Consider the following 16,915-nt stretch of genomic DNA (forward strand, 5'->3'; position numbering starts at 1 on the left):
CTCTCGGGAAGGCGCTACGTGAGTCCCAACGGCTCCGACCGCTCGCCGCGGCGCCCGATGCGGCGGAAGCTGCTGCAGGCAATGACCGCGGGCCTGGTCCTGGCGACAGCCACCGGTTGCTCGTACAACTGGGAAGACTTCCCCCGCCTTGGTATGCCCACCCCGACCACGGAAGAGGCTCCGCGGATCCTCTCCCTGTGGCAGGGTTCCTGGGCGGCTGCGCTCGCCGTCGGCGTGCTGGTGTGGGGTCTGATCCTGTGGAGCGCCATGTTCCACCGGCGCAGCCGCACCAAGGTCGAGGTACCTCCGCAGACCCGGTACAACATGCCGATCGAGGCGCTGTACACGGTGGTCCCGCTCATCATCGTCTCGGTCCTGTTCTACTTCACGGCCCGCGACGAGTCGAAGCTCCTCAGCCTCAAGGACAAGCCCGACGTCACCGTCAACGTCGTCGGCTTCCAGTGGAGCTGGTGCTTCAACATGATCGCCGACGTGGAGGGCTCCACCGGCGACGCCAAGACGTCCAAGGAACTGGCCGCGATCCCGGACCGGTTCAAGGAGGACTTCCCGGCGAACGCCGGCGGCGTGTACGACTGCGGCACGCCCGGCACCCGCAACCCCCAGACGGGCAACCCGGGCCCCACCCTGTGGCTGCCGGAGGGCAAGAAGGTCCGCTTCGTCCTCACCTCTCGTGACGTCATCCACTCCTTCTGGGTGGTGCCGTTCCTGATGAAGCAGGACGTCATCCCGGGCCACACCAACGCCTTCGAGGTGACCCCCAACCGTGAGGGCACCTTCCTGGGCAAGTGCGCCGAGCTGTGCGGCGTCGACCACTCCCGGATGCTGTTCAACGTGAAGGTCGTCTCCCCCGAGCGCTACGAGCAGCACCTCAAGGACCTCGCCAAGAAGGGGCAGACCGGTTACGTTCCCGCCGGCATCGCGCAGACGAGCCACGAGAAGAACCGGGAGACGAACAACCTGTGAGCATCCTCAACGAACCCCAGGGTGCCGCGGCGGCTGAGGACTCGTACGAGAACGAGCTGCCGGTCCGGCGCAGGCAACCCGGCAACGTCGTGGTCAAGTGGCTCACCACCACCGACCACAAGACGATCGGAACGCTGTACCTCGTCACGTCGTTCGCGTTCTTCGTGATCGGCGGCGTGATGGCGCTGCTCATGCGCGCCGAGCTCGCCCGGCCCGGTCTTCAGATCATGTCGAACGAGCAGTTCAACCAGGCGTTCACGATGCACGGCACGATCATGCTGCTGATGTTCGCGACGCCGCTGTTCGCCGGCTTCACGAACTGGATCATGCCGCTGCAGATCGGCGCACCGGACGTGGCCTTCCCCCGGCTGAACATGTTCGCCTACTGGCTGTACCTGTTCGGCTCGCTCATCGCGGTGGGCGGCTTCCTCACCCCGGACGGCGCGGCCGACTTCGGCTGGTTCGCCTACAGCCCGCTGTCGGACGCGGTCCGCTCGCCGGGCATCGGCGCCGACCTGTGGATCATGGGCCTTGCCTTCTCCGGCTTCGGCACCATCCTCGGCTCGGTCAACTTCATCACCACCATCATCTGCATGCGTGCGCCGGGCATGACGATGTTCCGCATGCCGATCTTCGTGTGGAACGTGCTGCTGACCGCGGTGCTGGTCCTGCTCGCCTTCCCCGTCCTCGCGGCGGCGCTCTTCGCGCTGGAGGCGGACCGCAAGTTCGGCGCCCATGTCTTCGATGCCGCGAACGGCGGAGCGTTGCTATGGCAACACCTGTTCTGGTTCTTCGGGCATCCAGAGGTGTACATCATCGCGTTGCCGTTCTTCGGCATCATCAGTGAGGTCATCCCGGTCTTCTCCCGCAAGCCGATGTTCGGCTACATGGGTCTGATCGCGGCGACCATCGCCATCGCGGGTCTGTCCGTGACGGTGTGGGCCCACCACATGTACGTCACCGGCGGTGTACTCCTGCCGTTCTTCTCCTTCATGACGTTCCTCATCGCCGTACCAACGGGCGTGAAGTTCTTCAACTGGATCGGAACGATGTGGAAGGGCTCGTTGTCCTTCGAGACACCGATGCTCTGGGCGGTCGGCTTCCTCATCACCTTCACCTTCGGTGGTCTGACGGGTGTCATCCTGGCCTCGCCGCCGATGGACTTCCACGTGTCCGACTCGTACTTCGTGGTGGCGCACTTCCACTACGTCGTCTTCGGCACCGTCGTGTTCGCGATGTTCTCCGGCTTCCACTTCTGGTGGCCGAAGTTCACGGGCAAGATGCTCGACGAACGGCTCGGCAAGATGACCTTCTGGACGCTGTTCGTCGGCTTCCACGGCACCTTCCTGGTCCAGCACTGGCTGGGCGCCGAGGGCATGCCGCGTCGTTACGCCGACTACCTCGCGGCCGACGGCTTCACCGCCCTGAACACGATCTCGACGATCAGCTCGTTCGTGCTCGGCGCGTCGCTGCTGCCGTTCTTCTACAACGTGTGGAAGACCGCCAAGTACGGCAAGAAGGTCGAGGTCGACGACCCGTGGGGCTACGGCCGCTCGCTGGAGTGGGCCACGTCCTGCCCGCCGCCGCGACACAACTTCCTCACTCTGCCGCGGATCCGTTCCGAATCCCCGGCGTTCGACCTGCATCACCCTGAGATCGCCGCTCTCGACCAGCTCGAGAACGCGCCTCACGGTGAGAAGGCTCTGGCTGGTGGCAAGGAGGCCGGCAAGTGAAGATCCAGGGCAGGATGTTCATGTGGCTGAGCGTCTTCGTCCTCGCCATGGCGGTTGTCTATGGCGTTTGGTCGAAGGAGCCGGCCGGTACCACGGCCCTCTTCCTGGCCTTCGGTCTGTGCATCATGATCGGCTTCTACCTGGGCTTCACCGCCCGGCGGGTCGACGCGGGCGCACAGGACAACAAGGAAGCGGACGTCGCGGACGACGCCGGCGAGGTCGGGTTCTTCAGCCCGCATAGCTGGCAGCCGCTCTCCCTCGGAATCGGCGGCGCGCTCGCCTTCCTGGGGATCGCGGTCGGCTGGTGGCTGCTGTACTTCTCGGCCCCGCTGATCCTCGTCGGTCTCTGGGGCTGGGTCTTCGAGTACTACCGCGGTGAGAACCGCACCCAGTAGCACGAGCTGAGCTCAAAGGAACCCGGACACTCCGTCAGGAGGGTCCGGGTTCCTTCTTTTGCCGCAATCGGTGTCACCCGTACGAGTCGCCCGGCGCGCCGCCGTTGACACTGCTTCCTAGCGTGAAGCCATGAGCAAAACACCGAGCAAGAGCACCGTCATAGGCTGCACGCTCCTGCTGATAGCGCTCGGCGCGAGCGCCGCCGCGTGCAGCAGCGACGGCAATCCGCTGTCCGCGGAGCCGTACGACGCGGCCGACCAGATCGCCTTCAACGGTCCCTCGGGCGACGGCGAGAAGGCCGATCCCGACAAGCCCCTGGAGATCACCGCGGAGGACTCCGACGGGCGGATCACCGACGTCACCGCCAGGGACGCCGCAGGGCGCTATGTGACGGGCGAACTCTCCGCCGACGGCACCAGGTGGCACAGCACCTCCCCGCTGGCCGCCAACGCCCGCTACACGGTCCGCGTGAGCACCGAGGACGAGGACGGCGCCCCCGGCCGCAAGGTCCTCACCTTCGACACCAGCAAGCCGACCAGCAAGAAGCACCTGACGGTGAAGTTCGGGCCCAAGGCGGGCAAGTACGGCGTCGGCCAGCCCATAACCGCCGAACTCAGCCGGCCCGTCAAGGACAAGAACCAGCGGGCGATAGTCGAGCGGGCCCTGCGGGTCGACTCCGTCCCCGCGGTGGACGGCAACTGGCACTGGGTGGACGACAAGGAGCTCCACTACCGGCCCAAGGAGTACTGGCCCGCCGGCGCCACCGTCCAGGCCCGCAGCGACCTGGAGGGGATCAAGATCAGCGACCGCCTCTGGGGCGGCAAGGTCAAGCCCCTGAAGGTCACCATCGGCGACCAGGTCATCGCCGTCACGGACGCCTCCACCCACCAGTTGACCCTCTACCGCAACGGCGAGGAGGTGAGGTCCATGCCCGTCACGACGGGCAAGCCCGGCTTCGAGACCCGCAACGGTGTCAAGGTGATCCTGGGCAAGGAGTACTTCGTACGGATGCGCGGCACGAGCATCGGCATAGCGGAGGGTTCCTCGGAGTCGTACGACCTACCCGTCTACTACGCCACCCGCGTGACCTGGAGCGGCGAATACGTCCACGCCGCGCCCTGGTCGGTCGGCTCCCAGGGCTACGCCAACGTCAGCCACGGCTGCACCGGCATGAGCACCGCCAACGCCGAGTGGTTCTTCGACAACGTCCGCGAGGGCGACATCGTCAAGGTCGTCAACTCGTACGGCAACACGATGGAACCGTTCGGCAACGGCTTCGGCGACTGGAACCTGGACTGGAAGAAATGGCGGGGCGGCAGCGCCCTGGTGGCCGGAACTCCTGACGGCCCGAGCCCCGCGGAACGCGCACGGCTGCGGCCACAGAGCGTCTGAGCAGACCGGGCGGCGGAGCCGACCCGGCCGGGGCACGGGGCTGTGTCGATATGTGGCTCCGCCACGTGGGCGCGAACAGCCCCCACGGCCCGCAGCCGCCCGATCACCTGCTGAACCGAGCTCCTAGGCGCTCTGCAGCCTCTTCGTGCGCAGCAGGGCCGCCAACGCCTCCGCGAACTCCACGGGCTCCACAGGCAGCGTCACAGCCGCCTCGGCCCTGCTCCACGTGGCCAGCCAGGCATCCTGGGGCCGCCCGATGAGCAGCAGCACCGGCGGGCAGTTGAAGACCTCGTCCTTGATCTGCCGGCAGACCCCCATGCCGCCCATCGGCACGGCCTCGCCGTCCAGGACGCAGACGTCGATCCCGCCCTTGTCCAGCTCCGTGACGACTGCTGCGGGGGTCGCGCACTCCACGAACTCCACCACAGGGACGTCCGGTGCGGGCCGTCGCCCGGTCGCCAGCCGCACCTGCTCGCGGGTGTTGGAGTCGTCGCTGTAGACCAGCACCGTGGCGGTCGGCTGCATGCTTCCTCCGAGACGTCAGTGTCGTACGGAAAGACCCGATGCGGCGGATGCTACTCCCTTGAACACCACGTCAACACCGGTACGAACGGCCAAGACACTCCGAACGGCACCCCCCGGAGTGAGGGCGGGATAAGCGACCGACATAATGTCGGTCGTGGCGACAGCAACGACAGTAGAAACCGGGCACGCGCACCCGTCGGTCAACCGGCCGAACCTCACCAGCGTCGGAACCATCATCTGGCTGAGTTCCGAGCTGATGTTCTTCGCGGCCCTCTTCGCGATGTACTTCACCCTGCGATCGGTGACGGGACCCGAGTACTGGGAATCACAGGCCGAGGCCTTGAACTTCCCGTTCTCGGCGACGAACACCACGATCCTGGTGCTCTCCTCCCTCACCTGCCAGCTCGGCGTCTTCGCCGCCGAGCGCGGTGACGTCAAGAAGCTCCGGGGCTGGTTCATCGTCACCTTCATCATGGGTGCGATCTTCATCGGCGGTCAGGTGTACGAGTACACCGAGCTGGTCAAGCACGAGGGCATCTCGCTCTCGTCCGGCCCGTACGGCTCGGTCTTCTACCTGACCACCGGCTTCCACGGACTGCATGTGACGGGCGGTCTCATCGCCTTCCTGCTGGTCCTCGGCCGCACCTATGCGGCCCGGAGGTTCACGCACGAACAGGCGACCGCCGCGATCGTCGTGTCCTACTACTGGCACTTCGTCGATGTCGTCTGGATCGGCCTCTTCGCCACGATCTACATGATCAAGTAGTCGGGCCCGATCCCGCGCGCGTTCCACAACGCACCTAACAGAAGCATCGACGCAGAAGATCCTGACACCGGGGTAATCCGTGAAAAAGCTCTCCGCACGACGACGCCATCCGCTGGCGGCAGTCGTCGTCCTACTCCTCGCGCTGGCGTGCACGGGGGGGCTGTACGCCGTGTTCGCTCCCGCGGACAAGGCGCAGGCCGAGGAAACCGCCCAGTCCCTCACCATCGAGGAGGGCAAGAAGCTCTACACCGTCGGCTGCGCTAGCTGCCACGGAGCCGATGGTCAGGGCACCTCCGACGGGCCGAGCCTGGTGGGCGTCGGCGCTGCCGCCGTCGACTTCCAGGTGTCGACGGGCCGTATGCCTGCCGCCACCTCCCAGGGCGCCCAGGTCCCGGCGAAGAAGAACATCTACTCGCAGGCCGAGATCGACCAGCTCGCCGCGTACATCGCCTCTCTGGGCGCGGGTCCGTCCGTCCCCACCGAGGAGCAGTACGGCCCGGAAGGCGCCGACATCGCCAAGGGCGGTGAGCTCTTCCGCAACAACTGCGCCCAGTGCCACAACTTCACCGGCAAGGGCGGCGCGCTGACGAAGGGCAAGTTCGCCCCGAGTCTCGAGGGTGTCGACCCGAAGCACATCTACGAGGCCATGCAGACCGGCCCGCAGAACATGCCGTCCTTCCCCGACACCACCCTGTCGGAGCAGAACAAGAAGGACATCATCGCGTACCTCCACGCGGTCAACAGCGACGAGACGGTCAACCCGGGCGGTCTGGAGCTGGGCGGCCTCGGGCCGGTCAGTGAGGGCCTCTTCTCCTGGATCTTCGGTCTCGGTGCCCTGATCGCGGTCGCCATCTGGGTCGCCGCTCGGACCGCAAAGGCCAAGAAGTCATGAGTAGCCAAGACATTCCAGAAGAGAACCTGCCTGCTGAGCAGGACGCCACCGTCGCGGTAGCGGACGAGAAGAACCCCTTCGCCGACCCCGGACTGCCGCCCCACGAGCACCGGATCCAGGACATCGACGAGCGGGCCGCCAAGCGGTCCGAGCGCACGGTCGCCCTGCTGTTCACGGTCTCGATGCTCGCCACCGTGGGCTTCATCGCCTCGTACGTGACGATCCCGCACGACAAGTCGATCTTCGTCTTCCCGATCGGTCACCTCAACGCGCTGAACTTCGCGCTGGGTCTGACCCTCGGTGCGGCGCTGTTCTGCATCGGCGCGGGCGCGGTCCACTGGGCCCGCACCCTGATGTCCGACGAAGAGGTCGCCGACGACCGGCACGCGATCGCGGCGGAGCCCGAGGTCAAGGCCAAGGTCATGGCCGACTTCAAGCAGGGCGCCAAGGAGTCGGCGCTGGGCCGGCGCAAGCTGATCCGCAACACGATGTTCGGTGCGCTGGCGCTGTTCCCGCTCTCCGGCGTCGTCCTGCTGCGTGACCTCGGCCCGCTGCCCGGGACCAAGCTGCGCCACACCCTGTGGTCCAAGGGCAAGCTGCTCGTCAACATGAACACCAACGAGCCGCTGCGTCCCGCGGACGTCGCGGTCGGCTCCCTCACCTTCGCCAAGCCGGAGGGCCTCGAGGAGCACGACCACGACTTCCAGAACGAGATCGCCAAGGCGGCCCTGATGATCATCCGGCTCCAGCCGGACGACATCAAGGACAAGCAGGAACTCGACTGGTCCTACCAGGGCATCGTCGCGTACTCGAAGATCTGCACCCACGTCGGTTGCCCGATCTCCCTGTACGAGCAGCAGACGCACCACGCGCTCTGCCCCTGCCACCAGTCCACCTTCGACCTCTCCGACGGTGCCAAGGTCATCTTCGGCCCGGCCGGTCACCCCTTGCCGCAGTTGCGCATCGGTGTGAACGACGAGGGCTACCTCGAGGCGCTCGGCGACTTCGAAGAGCCCGTCGGTCCTGCATTCTGGGAGCGCGGATGAGCACCAACGAGAACAACGAGTCCCGCTCTCGCGGGAAGGCACCGGCCGGCGAGCGCGTCGCCGACTGGGCCGACGGCCGGCTCGGGATCTACTCCCTGGCCAAGGCCAACATGCGCAAGATCTTCCCCGACCACTGGTCGTTCATGTTGGGTGAGGTCTGCCTCTACAGCTTCATCATCATCATCCTCACGGGTGTGTATCTGACGCTGTTCTTCCACCCGTCGATGAACGAGGTGGAGTACCACGGCTCCTACGTCCCGCTCCAGGGGCAGCTCATGTCGGAGGCGTTCAGCTCCACGCTGCACATCTCCTTCGACGTGCGCGGTGGTCTGCTCATCCGGCAGATCCACCACTGGGCCGCGCTGATCTTCCTCGCGGGCATGTTCGTGCACATGATGCGCGTGTTCTTCACGGGCGCGTTCCGCAAGCCGCGTGAGATCAACTGGCTGTTCGGCTTCCTGCTGTTCGTCCTGGGCATGTTCACCGGTTTCACCGGCTACTCGCTCCCGGACGACCTGCTCTCCGGCACCGGTGTCCGCTTCACCGAGGGCGCGATCCTGTCCATGCCGATCGTCGGCACGTACATCTCGTTCTTCCTCTTCGGCGGCGAGTTCCCGGGCGTCGACTTCGTGGCCCGCTTCTACTCGATCCACATCCTGCTGCTGCCGGGCATCATGCTCGGCCTGGTGGTCGGCCACCTGATCCTGGTCTTCTACCACAAGCACACGCAGTTCGCGGGCCCCGGAAAGACGAACAAGAACGTCGTCGGCATGCCGCTGCTGCCGGTCTACATGGCCAAGGCCGGAGGCTTCTTCTTCCTGGTCTTCGGTGTCATCGCGGTGATCGCGGCGATCGCGCAGATCAACCCGGTGTGGGCCATCGGCCCCTACCGGCCGGACATGGTGTCCACGGGCGCCCAGCCCGACTGGTACATGGGCTTCGCCGAGGGTCTGGTCCGGTACATGCCGGGCTGGGAGGTCAACTTCTGGGGTCACACGCTGGTCCTCGGCGTGTTCATCCCGCTGGTGCTCTTCGGTCTGGTCCTGGGTGCGATCGCGCTCTACCCGTTCATCGAGTCCTGGGTCACCGGCGACAAGCGCGAGCACCACATCCTGGACCGCCCGCGCAACGCCCCGACGCGTACCGCGTTCGGCGTCGCCTGGGTCACGGTGTACATGATCGGCCTGGTCGGTGGTGGCAACGACCTGTGGGCCACCCACTTCCACCTGTCGATCAACGCGGTCACCTGGTTCGTCCGGATCAGCTTCTTCGTCGGACCGGTCCTCGCGTTCATCGTCACCAAGCGCATCTGCCTCGGCCTCCAGCGCCGGGACAAGGACAAGGTGCTGCACGGCCGCGAGTCGGGCATCATCAAGCGCCTGCCGCACGGTGAGTTCATCGAGGTCCACGAGCCGCTCAGCCAGGACGCGCTGTACACGCTCACCGCGCACGAGCAGTACAAGCCGGCCGAGATCGGCCCGACGGTCGACGAGAACGGCGTCGAGCGCAAGGTGAAGGGCTCCCAGAAGCTCCGCGCCAAGCTCAGCCGGTCCTACTTCGGCGAGGACGGCCAGATCGCCAAGCCGACGGTCGAGGAGTACAAGGAGATCACGAGCGGCCACGGCCACCACTGATCGCTGCGCACGCCACGCCACGGCAGAAGGGCCCCGTCCGATCTTCGGACGGGGCCCTTCTCCGTGTCCCGGGGCTGGATAGGGTGGACTCGTTGAGACTCGTGTCCCGTAGTGCGGGACGCCTGAACCTGGAGCGGCTTATGAGCGCTGTGACCCCCGCTGGAGGCGACACCGCGGCGGGCCGCTCCTGGCCCCTGCTGCTGAACGGCCTGCTGGACGGCCGGGACCTGTCCGCCGACGACACCGCGTGGGCGATGGACCTGATCATGCGCGGCGAGGCGACGGACGCGCAGATCGCCGGGTTCGTGGTGGCGCTGCGGGCCAAGGGCGAGACGGTGCAGGAGATCACCGGGCTCGTCAGGACGATGTACGCGCACGCGAACGTGATCGAGGTGCCGGGGCCGACCGTCGACATCGTCGGCACGGGCGGCGACGGTGCGAAGACCGTCAACATCTCCACGATGTCGGCGATCGTCATCGCCGGCACCGGCGCGAAGGTCGTCAAGCACGGCAACCGTGCCGCGTCGTCGGCGTCGGGCGCCTCGGACGTGCTGGAGAAGCTCGGCGTCAATCTGGAGCTGCCCGTCGGGCGGGTGGCGCGGGTCGCCGAGGACGCCGGGATCACCTTCTGCTTCGCGGTGAAGTTCCATCCGTCGCTGCGCCATGTGGCCGCGGCGCGCGGGCAGTTGGGCATCCGCACGACCTTCAACGTGCTCGGTCCGCTGACCAACCCGGCGAAGGTGAAGGCCCAGGCGGTCGGTGTGGCCGACCCGCGCATGGCGCCGATCGTCGCCGGCGTCTTCGCCGAGCGCGGCAACTCCTCGCTGGTGTTCCGCGGCGACGACGGCCTCGACGAGCTGACGACCACCGCCACCTCGCGGGTGTGGGTCGTGCGCGACGGCAAGGTGACCGAAGAGGCCTTCGACCCGCGTGACGTCGGCATCGAGCTGGTGCCCGTGGAGGCGCTGCGCGGCGCCGACGCGTCCTACAACGCCGAGGTCGCCCGCCGCCTGCTGGACGGCGAGACGGGGCCGGTGCGCGACGCCGTACTGCTGAACTCCGCGGCGGCGCTGGTGGCGCTGGAGCCCGGCGACGGGCCGCTGACGGAACAGATCCGCGCCGGCATGGCGAAGGCGGCGGAGTCGATCGACTCCGGGTCCGCGAAGCGGACGCTGGAGCGGTGGGTCGCGGCGAGCAACGCCTAGCAAGTGCCCGATGTCGTCCCGCGATCCGGACACGGGTTGCGGGACGACGATCATTTCACGTACGTTCCTGTACCAGGTCATGAGTGACAGTCATGAGGCCCCGGCCGACTGTCCGGCAACCCTCCGTCCGTGGCGGGGTGCCCCGGGTGAAGACCAGGCCGTAGGCAGCGAGGTCTACGGCAAGCGCGGGCCCCTCTCGAAACCAGGGGTCCTGGTCGTTCGAGGGAGTCTTCCGTGAGCAAGCGAATGCGATAGGGCCGCCGAGCCCCGCCTCCGCGCACCCACTTTCACTTTCTTCTTTCCTCTCACGGGAGTTCCGTCATGTCTGTCTCCACCGCTGCCTCCGTCCAGAGCATTTGTGCCCCGCTGCCCGTTCTGGGCCGAGATGTCACCGTCCCGCTCGTCACCGGCGACGAGGTCGTCTACGCCGCGCTCGACTACGCCGCCAGCGCCCCCGCCCTCCAGCGTGTCTGGGACGACGTGGCCGCCTACGCGCCGTACTACGGCAGCGTCCACCGCGGTGCCGGCTACCTCTCCCAGCTCTCCACCGACCTGTTCGAGAACGCCCGCCGGACGGTCGCCGAGTTCCTGGACTGCCGGGACGGCGACCAGGTCGTGTTCACCCGCTCCACCACCGACTCGCTGAACCTGCTCGCCGCCGCCCTGCCGGCCGACTGCCAGGTCTTCGTCTTCGAGACCGAGCACCACGCCTCCCTGCTGCCCTGGCGCGACGCCCGCGTCACCTACCTCAACGCCCCGCGCACCCACCGCGAGGCCGTCGAGACCCTGGAGCGCGCCCTCGCCGAGCGCGACCCGTACGGCCCGGCCCTGGTCTGCGTCACCGGCGCCTCGAACGTGACCGGCGAGCTGTGGCCGGTGCGCGAGCTGGCCGCCGCCGCGCACGCCCATGGCGCCCGGATCGTCCTGGACGCCGCCCAGCTCGCCCCGCACCACGCGGTGAGCGTCCGTGACCTGGACGTCGACTGGGTCGCCTTCTCCGGCCACAAGCTGTACGCCCCCTTCGGCTCCGGAGTCCTGGCCGGCCGCTCCGACTGGCTGCGCGCGGCGGAGCCGTACCTCGCGGGCGGCGGCGCCAGCCGCAAGGTGTCGCGGCGTGAGGACGGCGGTGTCGATGTCGAGTGGCACGACAGCGCCGCCCGGCACGAGGCCGGCTCCCCGAACGTCATCGGCGCCTACTCCATCGCCTCCGCCTGCAAGGCGCTCACCGAGGCCGGTTTCGACGACCTGGTCGCCCGTGAGCAGTACCTGATCGAGAAGGTGCGGGCCGGTCTCGCCGAGGTGCCCGAGGTCCGGGTCCTCTCCCTCTTCGGCGACGACGCGCCGCGCGTCGGTGTGATCTCCTTCGTCGTCGCGGGCTGGAACAGCTCCCACTTCGCCGCCGCCCTCTCCGCCGAATACGGCATCGGCGTCCGCGACGGGCTGTTCTGCGCCCACCCGCTGGTCCGCACGCTGCTCGGCAGCGACCCGCAGGCCCAGGGCGAGTGCGGCGCCCCGGAGGCGGCGCCCGGCGAGAAGTCCCTCAACGCCATCCGGGTCAGCTTCGGGGCCGGTACGCCGGACGAACACGTCGAGCGGTTCGTGAACGCGGTGAAGGAGCTCGTGACGGACGGCGCGAAGTGGAACTACCGCACCGAGGACGGCCGTTGCGTGCCGGACACCTCCGCGTGAGCCGGTAGCCGGGCGCCCGGCAGGATCATCCGCAGGGCGCGTTCGGTCGCGTCGGTGAGGAGTTCTAAGGCCCGCACCAGGGCCCCCGCCAGGGCCATCGGCGCGGGCGGGATGCCGGCACCGCTCCTCGCGGCCGCGCCCGACAGGCGGCGCAGCCGCCCTCCAGGTGCGCGGAACCGCACATGTCACGGCCCGCGGAGTGCTCGGCCGTCGTCCCCGGGCTCGCCGCGGTCGTCGTCCGAGGTGTCGGGGGCGTCGTCATCGTCGTCACTCGCGGGGCTGTCGGTCACCGGCGGGCGGGAGACGACCTCGTCGCTCGGCGTCGGTGCACGCCGGGTGGGCGTCGGCGTGGCGGAGCGCTGTCCAGCTCCACCCGGGGCGGGACCTCGGCCGACTTCGGCCGGTCGGTGAGGGCGAAGATGGTCGCGGCGATGCCCAGCGGGATCGCCACGACGGCAGCGAGGGCCGCGATCCGGTGCGGGAAGGCCATACGGCGATCCTGCCCACGGCTCCCGGCGGCCAGGATGAGCCCAGGACGAAGAACTCTTCATCCTGAGCGGCGCCCGGGGTGTCAGCTATCCAGGCCGATGGCGAAGGCGGCCTCGATGTCGTGCTGGGAGTAGGTGCGGAACGCCACGTGCGTGTCCGTGCCCTCGACTCCGGGGATCTTGCTGATCCGGCCGGGGATGACCTCGGCCAGCTCCTCGTGCTCCTTCACCCGCACCATGGCGATCAGGTCGTAGGTGCCGGTGACGGAGAAGACCTCGGTCACGTTCTCCAGCGAGGCGATCCGTTCTGCGATCTCGGGGATCCGGTCCACGCTGGTCTTGATCAGGACGATCGCGGTGATCACGGCTGGTTCTCTCCCTCGGGGGCCGGAGCTGGGGCGGCTTTCACTCTAGTGGGCCGCCCGAACCGGGCCCACGCGTAGCCGAAGCCCAGCCCGAAGCCCACCAGGTGCGCCAGATACGCCACCCCGGGCCCCTGCGTCGCCCGCCCGGCCGCCACCCACTGAAGGGCCGCCCAGAAGGGCAGCACCACCCAGGCCGGGAAGCGCAGCGGCAGGAAGAGCAGGAACGGCAGCAGGCTTGTCACCCGCGCTCCGGGGAAGAGGAAGAGGAACGCGCCGAGGACGGCCGAGATCGCCCCGGACGCGCCGACCAGGGACTGGGTGGAGTCGTCGTTGGCGGCGGCGTAGCCCAGCAGGGCCAGATAGCCGCAGCCGAGATAGAACAGCGTGAACTGGACGCGGCCCATCCGTTCCTCGGTCATCGCGCCGAAGACGTAGAGGAAGAGCATGTTGCCGAGCAGGTGCACCCAGCTCCCGTGCACGAACAGGGCCGTCGCCGGGGTGAGGGCGGCACGGGGCGCGCCCTCGAACAGTTCCGCCGGCACCACGCCCCAGCGATGGAAATAGGCCCGCTGCGCGGCGATCAGCTCCTCGCCCGAGCCGTGCGCCGGATTGAGCCCCGCCGCCGGGCTCAGCAGGAAGAGCAGGCAGCACAGGGTGATCAGCCCGTACGTCACCGGCGCCGGCGACCCGAGGGCCGGTCCTCCCGCGGCCCTGCCGAACCGAGCCCGGAAATGCGCCACGCTCCAGTTGCCGATCATGAATACAGAGCATGACGTAACGGGACGCACTCGCACAGACCGCCTCGCCGCCGTGGACGGACGGGCGACGGGTACCCGCCAGGCCGTAGGGTTACGAGCCACACGCACCGGAGTCCGGCGCGTGGCCGACAATAGAAGGCCTACAGGAAAAGAGCGCAGTCACGATGACGGTTCCCCTGCCGACCGGCACGACGCGGTGGCGCTGCACCCTCTGTGGCAACCTCACGCGCTTCGACGTGACGCGTTCGTCCAGGGTCGTGGAGTACATGCACCTCGATCTGGCCGGCGAGCCGAAGGTCGAGGAGCGCGAGGTGCTCAGTGAGACGATCGAGTCGGTGCGCTGCCGCTGGTGCAACGCGGTGGACAAGGTGGAACTCGTGGACAGGCCGGGCGCCGGCTCCTGACGGGAGCAGGCCCCCCGCACAGACATTGGGGTGTGACGGATGGTGGAGACACAAGGCGGGGGGCCGGGCGACGGCGCCGCCGAGGTGCTCGACCGTCCGCTGCCCGACGGCGTACGGCGCAAGGTCGTACAGATCGTGTCCGACGGCTTCGGCGGGCTGACCGTCGGCGAACTGCCCGCGCAGTTGCGCCAGTACGCCAGATTCGCGCCGAACCGGCGGGCCAAGTTCGCGGGCAACGCGATGGCCGCCGCGCTGGAGACCGATCCGCTCTTCCGCCAGCGCATCGGCGAGAAGCTCAGAGAGGCCCAGCCGGAGCTCACCGGTGCCCTCGACTCAGGCTCGACGCCTGCGGCCGCGGATCCGCTCGACGTGGCGGCCGCGGCCTATGTTCTGCGGCCCACCGGCTGGGTCAAGCTGGTCACCGCGGCCGGCGAGGAGGCCCAGCGCGCCGACGCCGAGCGCGCCGACGAGGAGACCCGCGCCGAGCTGGAGCGGCTGCGCGAGGAGCTGGCGCACGCCCGGGAGCACACCCGGGACGAGGCCGAGCGGCTGCGCACCGAGCTGGACGCGGCCAAGAAGGAAGCCGAATCGCTTCACCGTAAGCTGCGCTCCGCCCTCAGCGACGTCAAGCGCGGCGAGGCCGCCCTGCGCAAGGTCCAGGGCGAGATCGAGACCGTGCGCGCCGAGGGGCACGCGCAGGTCTCCGCGGCCGAGAGCGAGACCCGCCGGCTCAAGGCGCGGCTCGGAGAGGCCGAGGCCGCCCTGGAGGCCACGCGCAGAGCGGCACGCGAGGGGCGCAGCGTCGAGGACATGCGCGTCCGGCTGCTCCTCGACACCCTGCTGGACGCCGCCCAAGGGCTGCGCCGGGAGCTGGCGTTGCCGCCGGTCTCCGTGCGCCCCGCCGAGACCGTGGACGCGGTCGAACCGGGACGAATGACCCCGAAGGACATCGCCGCGCGGGCCCTGTCCGAAAACGACCCCGCGATCCTCGACCAGTTGCTCGCGCTGCCGCAGGCCCACTTGGTGGTCGACGGCTACAACGTCACCAAGACCGGCTATCCCCAGATGCCGCTGGAGAAGCAGCGCCTGAGGCTGCTGGGCCAGCTCTCGCAGCTCGCCGCGCAGACCGGCGCAGAGGTGACCTGTGTCTTCGACGGGGCCGAGCTGGCCGCGCCGGTGCTCCTCGCGCCGCCGCGCGGGGTGCGGGTGCTGTTCTCCAAGCCGGGCGTCACCGCCGACGAGCTGATCCGCCAACTGGTGCGCGCCGAGCCGCCCGGCCGTCCGGTCATCGTCGCCTCCACCGACCGCGAGGTCGCCGACGGCGTGGCCAAGGCCGGCGCGCGTCCGGTGGCTTCTGCGGTGCTTCTGAAGCGACTGTCCTGAATCGGCCAACGTACGGGTGCAATGCCCGAATTGGCGGGACCGTCACGCAACGTAGCGTCAACCGCGCATCACACCATGTGAGTTGTGTGTAAAGAATGATGTGTGTGACGAGATTTTTCCTGTGAGGATTTGATCTGATCACAAGAGGGTCACTAGGGTCTGGCCTCGAACCTCCGAGCGGGTGATCACTCACAAGAAGGGTTTCACCTCAGTGGCGTCCCACCGTCGACCGAAGCAGCCGAGCCGAGCACGTGTGACCGTGCTGACCACCGCGGCGGCTGCTGCCGTGGCCATCAGTTCGCAGGCGGCCAACGCGGCCCCCAGCGAGAAGCCGAGCAAGGACGAGGTCAAGGCCAAGGTCGACAAGCTGTACGAGGAGGCCGAGCAGGCCACCGAGAAGTACAACGGGGCCAGGGAGAAGCAGGAGAAGCTCCAGAAGGAGATCTCCACCATCCAGGACAACGTGGCCCGCGGTCAGGAAGACCTGAACGAGCTGCGCGACTCCATGGGTCTGGCCGCCGCCGCCCAGTACCGCACGGGCAGCATCGACTCCTCCCTCCAGCTCTTCCTGTCGTCGAACCCGGACGACTACCTGGACAAGGCGTCCACCGCCGATCAGCTCAGCGCCCAGCAGGTCGAGTCGCTGAAGAAGGTCCAGGAGAAGCAGCGCGAGCTCGCCCAGCAGCGCGCCGAGGCCGCCGAGAAGCTCAAGGACCTCTCCTCCACCCGCACCGAACTGGGCAAGAAGAAGAAGCAGGTTCAGGGCAAGCTCGCCGAGGCCCAGAAGCTTCTCAACAGCCTGACGGCCGCCGAGAAGGCCGCCCTCGCCGCCCAGGAGGACCGCGCCAGCCGCTCCGCCGCCGACCGCGTCGACCTCGGCAACACCGGGTCCGCCTCCGGCCGCGCCATGGCCGCCTTCCAGGCCGCCCAGAGCCAGCTCGGCAAGCCGTACGTCTACGGCGCCACCGGAACCGCCTCCTACGACTGCTCGGGCCTGACCTCCTGGGCGTACGCCCAGGCCGGTGTCTCCATCCCCCGCACCTCGCAGGCCCAGGCCAGCGCCGGCGCGCACCTGTCGATGAGTGAACTCAAGGTCGGCGACCTGGTCATCTTCTACGGCGACCTGCACCACGTCGGCCTCTACGCCGGCAACGGCCAGATCATCCACGCCCCGCGCAGCGGCACGGTCGTCCGCTACGAGTCGATCAACAACATGCCGTTCCAGTTCGGCGTCCGCATCTGACCCCGGCGACCC

16 protein-coding genes, 2 pseudogenes and 1 riboswitch are annotated in these 16,915 nt (G+C 68.3%); of the genes and pseudogenes, 13 read left to right on the forward strand and 5 right to left on the reverse strand.

Going from position 1 to position 16,915, the window contains the following annotated elements; all coding sequences use genetic code 11:
- Positions 1–18 precede the first annotated feature (18 nt).
- The 4 genes from ctaC (at position 19) to ACZ69Q_RS20430 (ending at position 4,505) form a co-directional block, all read left to right on the forward strand.
- Positions 19–984, forward strand: coding sequence for an aa3-type cytochrome oxidase subunit II (ctaC, locus tag ACZ69Q_RS20415; protein WP_471043615.1), 966 nt, complete (start codon positions 19–21; stop codon positions 982–984).
- On the forward strand, positions 981–2,717 hold the full coding sequence (ctaD, locus tag ACZ69Q_RS20420; RefSeq protein WP_471043617.1) for an aa3-type cytochrome oxidase subunit I: 1,737 nt from the start codon (positions 981–983) through the stop codon (positions 2,715–2,717). Before ctaC ends, ctaD begins: the two co-directional genes overlap by 4 nt.
- Complete coding sequence (locus ACZ69Q_RS20425; protein WP_330353765.1) at positions 2,714–3,112, forward strand: cytochrome c oxidase subunit 4; 399 nt, start codon at positions 2,714–2,716, stop codon at positions 3,110–3,112. Before ctaD ends, ACZ69Q_RS20425 begins: the two co-directional genes overlap by 4 nt.
- 130 nt (positions 3,113–3,242) lie before the next feature.
- Positions 3,243–4,505 carry a L,D-transpeptidase gene (locus ACZ69Q_RS20430; protein WP_471043619.1) on the forward strand — a complete coding sequence of 421 codons (1,263 nt, stop codon included), beginning with the start codon at positions 3,243–3,245 and terminating at the stop codon, positions 4,503–4,505.
- A gap of 123 nt (positions 4,506–4,628) precedes the next feature.
- Here ACZ69Q_RS20430 and ACZ69Q_RS20435 read toward each other — a convergent pair whose 3' ends face one another.
- Entirely contained in the window at positions 4,629–5,030 is a 402-nt protein-coding gene (locus ACZ69Q_RS20435; protein WP_471043622.1) for a response regulator, read from the reverse strand.
- Positions 5,031–5,175: 145 nt separating this feature from the next.
- Between ACZ69Q_RS20435 and ctaE the strand changes: the two genes are divergently transcribed.
- From ctaE to ACZ69Q_RS20465, 6 genes are all read left to right on the forward strand, one after another.
- Complete coding sequence (ctaE, locus tag ACZ69Q_RS20440; protein WP_471043625.1) at positions 5,176–5,796, forward strand: aa3-type cytochrome oxidase subunit III; 621 nt, start codon at positions 5,176–5,178, stop codon at positions 5,794–5,796.
- Between the two features lie 79 nt (positions 5,797–5,875).
- The gene (gene qcrC / locus ACZ69Q_RS20445) at positions 5,876–6,688 is read left to right on the forward strand and encodes a cytochrome bc1 complex diheme cytochrome c subunit (protein WP_471043627.1); all 813 of its coding nucleotides are present in this window, start codon (positions 5,876–5,878) and stop codon (positions 6,686–6,688) included.
- Positions 6,685–7,734: a cytochrome bc1 complex Rieske iron-sulfur subunit gene (gene qcrA / locus ACZ69Q_RS20450; protein WP_471043630.1), complete on the forward strand. Its 1,050-nt coding sequence runs from the start codon at positions 6,685–6,687 to the stop codon at positions 7,732–7,734. The genes qcrC and qcrA overlap by 4 nt, the downstream gene beginning before the upstream one ends.
- Positions 7,731–9,368 (forward strand): cytochrome bc1 complex cytochrome b subunit, encoded by a 1,638-nt coding sequence (gene qcrB, locus ACZ69Q_RS20455; RefSeq protein WP_471043633.1) that lies wholly within the window; start codon positions 7,731–7,733, stop codon positions 9,366–9,368. Before qcrA ends, qcrB begins: the two co-directional genes overlap by 4 nt.
- A gap of 140 nt (positions 9,369–9,508) precedes the next feature.
- Positions 9,509–10,573, forward strand: a complete 1,065-nt coding sequence (trpD, locus tag ACZ69Q_RS20460; RefSeq protein WP_471043635.1) for an anthranilate phosphoribosyltransferase — start codon at positions 9,509–9,511, stop codon at positions 10,571–10,573.
- A 75-nt stretch (positions 10,574–10,648) separates the two neighbouring features.
- A riboswitch (SAM riboswitch) is annotated at positions 10,649–10,765 on the forward strand.
- Positions 10,766–10,894: 129 nt separating this feature from the next.
- Entirely contained in the window at positions 10,895–12,262 is a 1,368-nt protein-coding gene (locus ACZ69Q_RS20465) for an aminotransferase class V-fold PLP-dependent enzyme (protein ID WP_471043637.1), read from the forward strand.
- Here ACZ69Q_RS20465 and ACZ69Q_RS20470 read toward each other — a convergent pair.
- The 4 genes and pseudogenes from ACZ69Q_RS20470 to ACZ69Q_RS20485 all read right to left on the reverse strand — a co-directional run.
- Positions 12,217–12,378, reverse strand: a pseudogene (locus tag ACZ69Q_RS20470) (glycerate kinase); the annotation flags it as partial. The gene ACZ69Q_RS20465 and the pseudogene ACZ69Q_RS20470 sit on opposite strands and share 46 nt — an antisense overlap.
- Before the next feature lie 69 nt (positions 12,379–12,447).
- A pseudogene (locus tag ACZ69Q_RS20475) lies at positions 12,448–12,752 on the reverse strand (small secreted hydrophilic protein).
- Between the two features lie 81 nt (positions 12,753–12,833).
- Complete coding sequence (locus ACZ69Q_RS20480; protein WP_269642305.1) at positions 12,834–13,115, reverse strand: Lrp/AsnC family transcriptional regulator; 282 nt, start codon at positions 13,113–13,115, stop codon at positions 12,834–12,836.
- Positions 13,112–13,873, reverse strand: a complete 762-nt coding sequence (locus ACZ69Q_RS20485; protein WP_471043640.1) for a rhomboid family intramembrane serine protease — start codon at positions 13,871–13,873, stop codon at positions 13,112–13,114. The genes ACZ69Q_RS20480 and ACZ69Q_RS20485 overlap by 4 nt, the downstream gene beginning before the upstream one ends.
- A 164-nt stretch (positions 13,874–14,037) precedes the next feature.
- Between ACZ69Q_RS20485 and ACZ69Q_RS20490 the strand changes: the two genes are divergently transcribed.
- The 3 genes from ACZ69Q_RS20490 to ACZ69Q_RS20500 all read left to right on the forward strand — a co-directional run bounded on the left by ACZ69Q_RS20490 (position 14,038) and on the right by ACZ69Q_RS20500 (position 16,903).
- Positions 14,038–14,277 (forward strand): hypothetical protein, encoded by a 240-nt coding sequence (locus tag ACZ69Q_RS20490; protein ID WP_471043643.1) that lies wholly within the window; start codon positions 14,038–14,040, stop codon positions 14,275–14,277.
- Between the two features lie 39 nt (positions 14,278–14,316).
- Complete coding sequence (locus ACZ69Q_RS20495) at positions 14,317–15,660, forward strand: NYN domain-containing protein (RefSeq protein ID WP_471043645.1); 1,344 nt, start codon at positions 14,317–14,319, stop codon at positions 15,658–15,660.
- 211 nt (positions 15,661–15,871) lie between these two features.
- Positions 15,872–16,903, forward strand: a complete 1,032-nt coding sequence (locus ACZ69Q_RS20500; RefSeq protein WP_471043741.1) for a C40 family peptidase — start codon at positions 15,872–15,874, stop codon at positions 16,901–16,903.
- The last annotated feature ends 12 nt before the right edge of the window (positions 16,904–16,915 follow it).

The sequence above is a fragment of the Streptomyces sp. NPDC036764 genome (genome assembly GCF_055609385.1).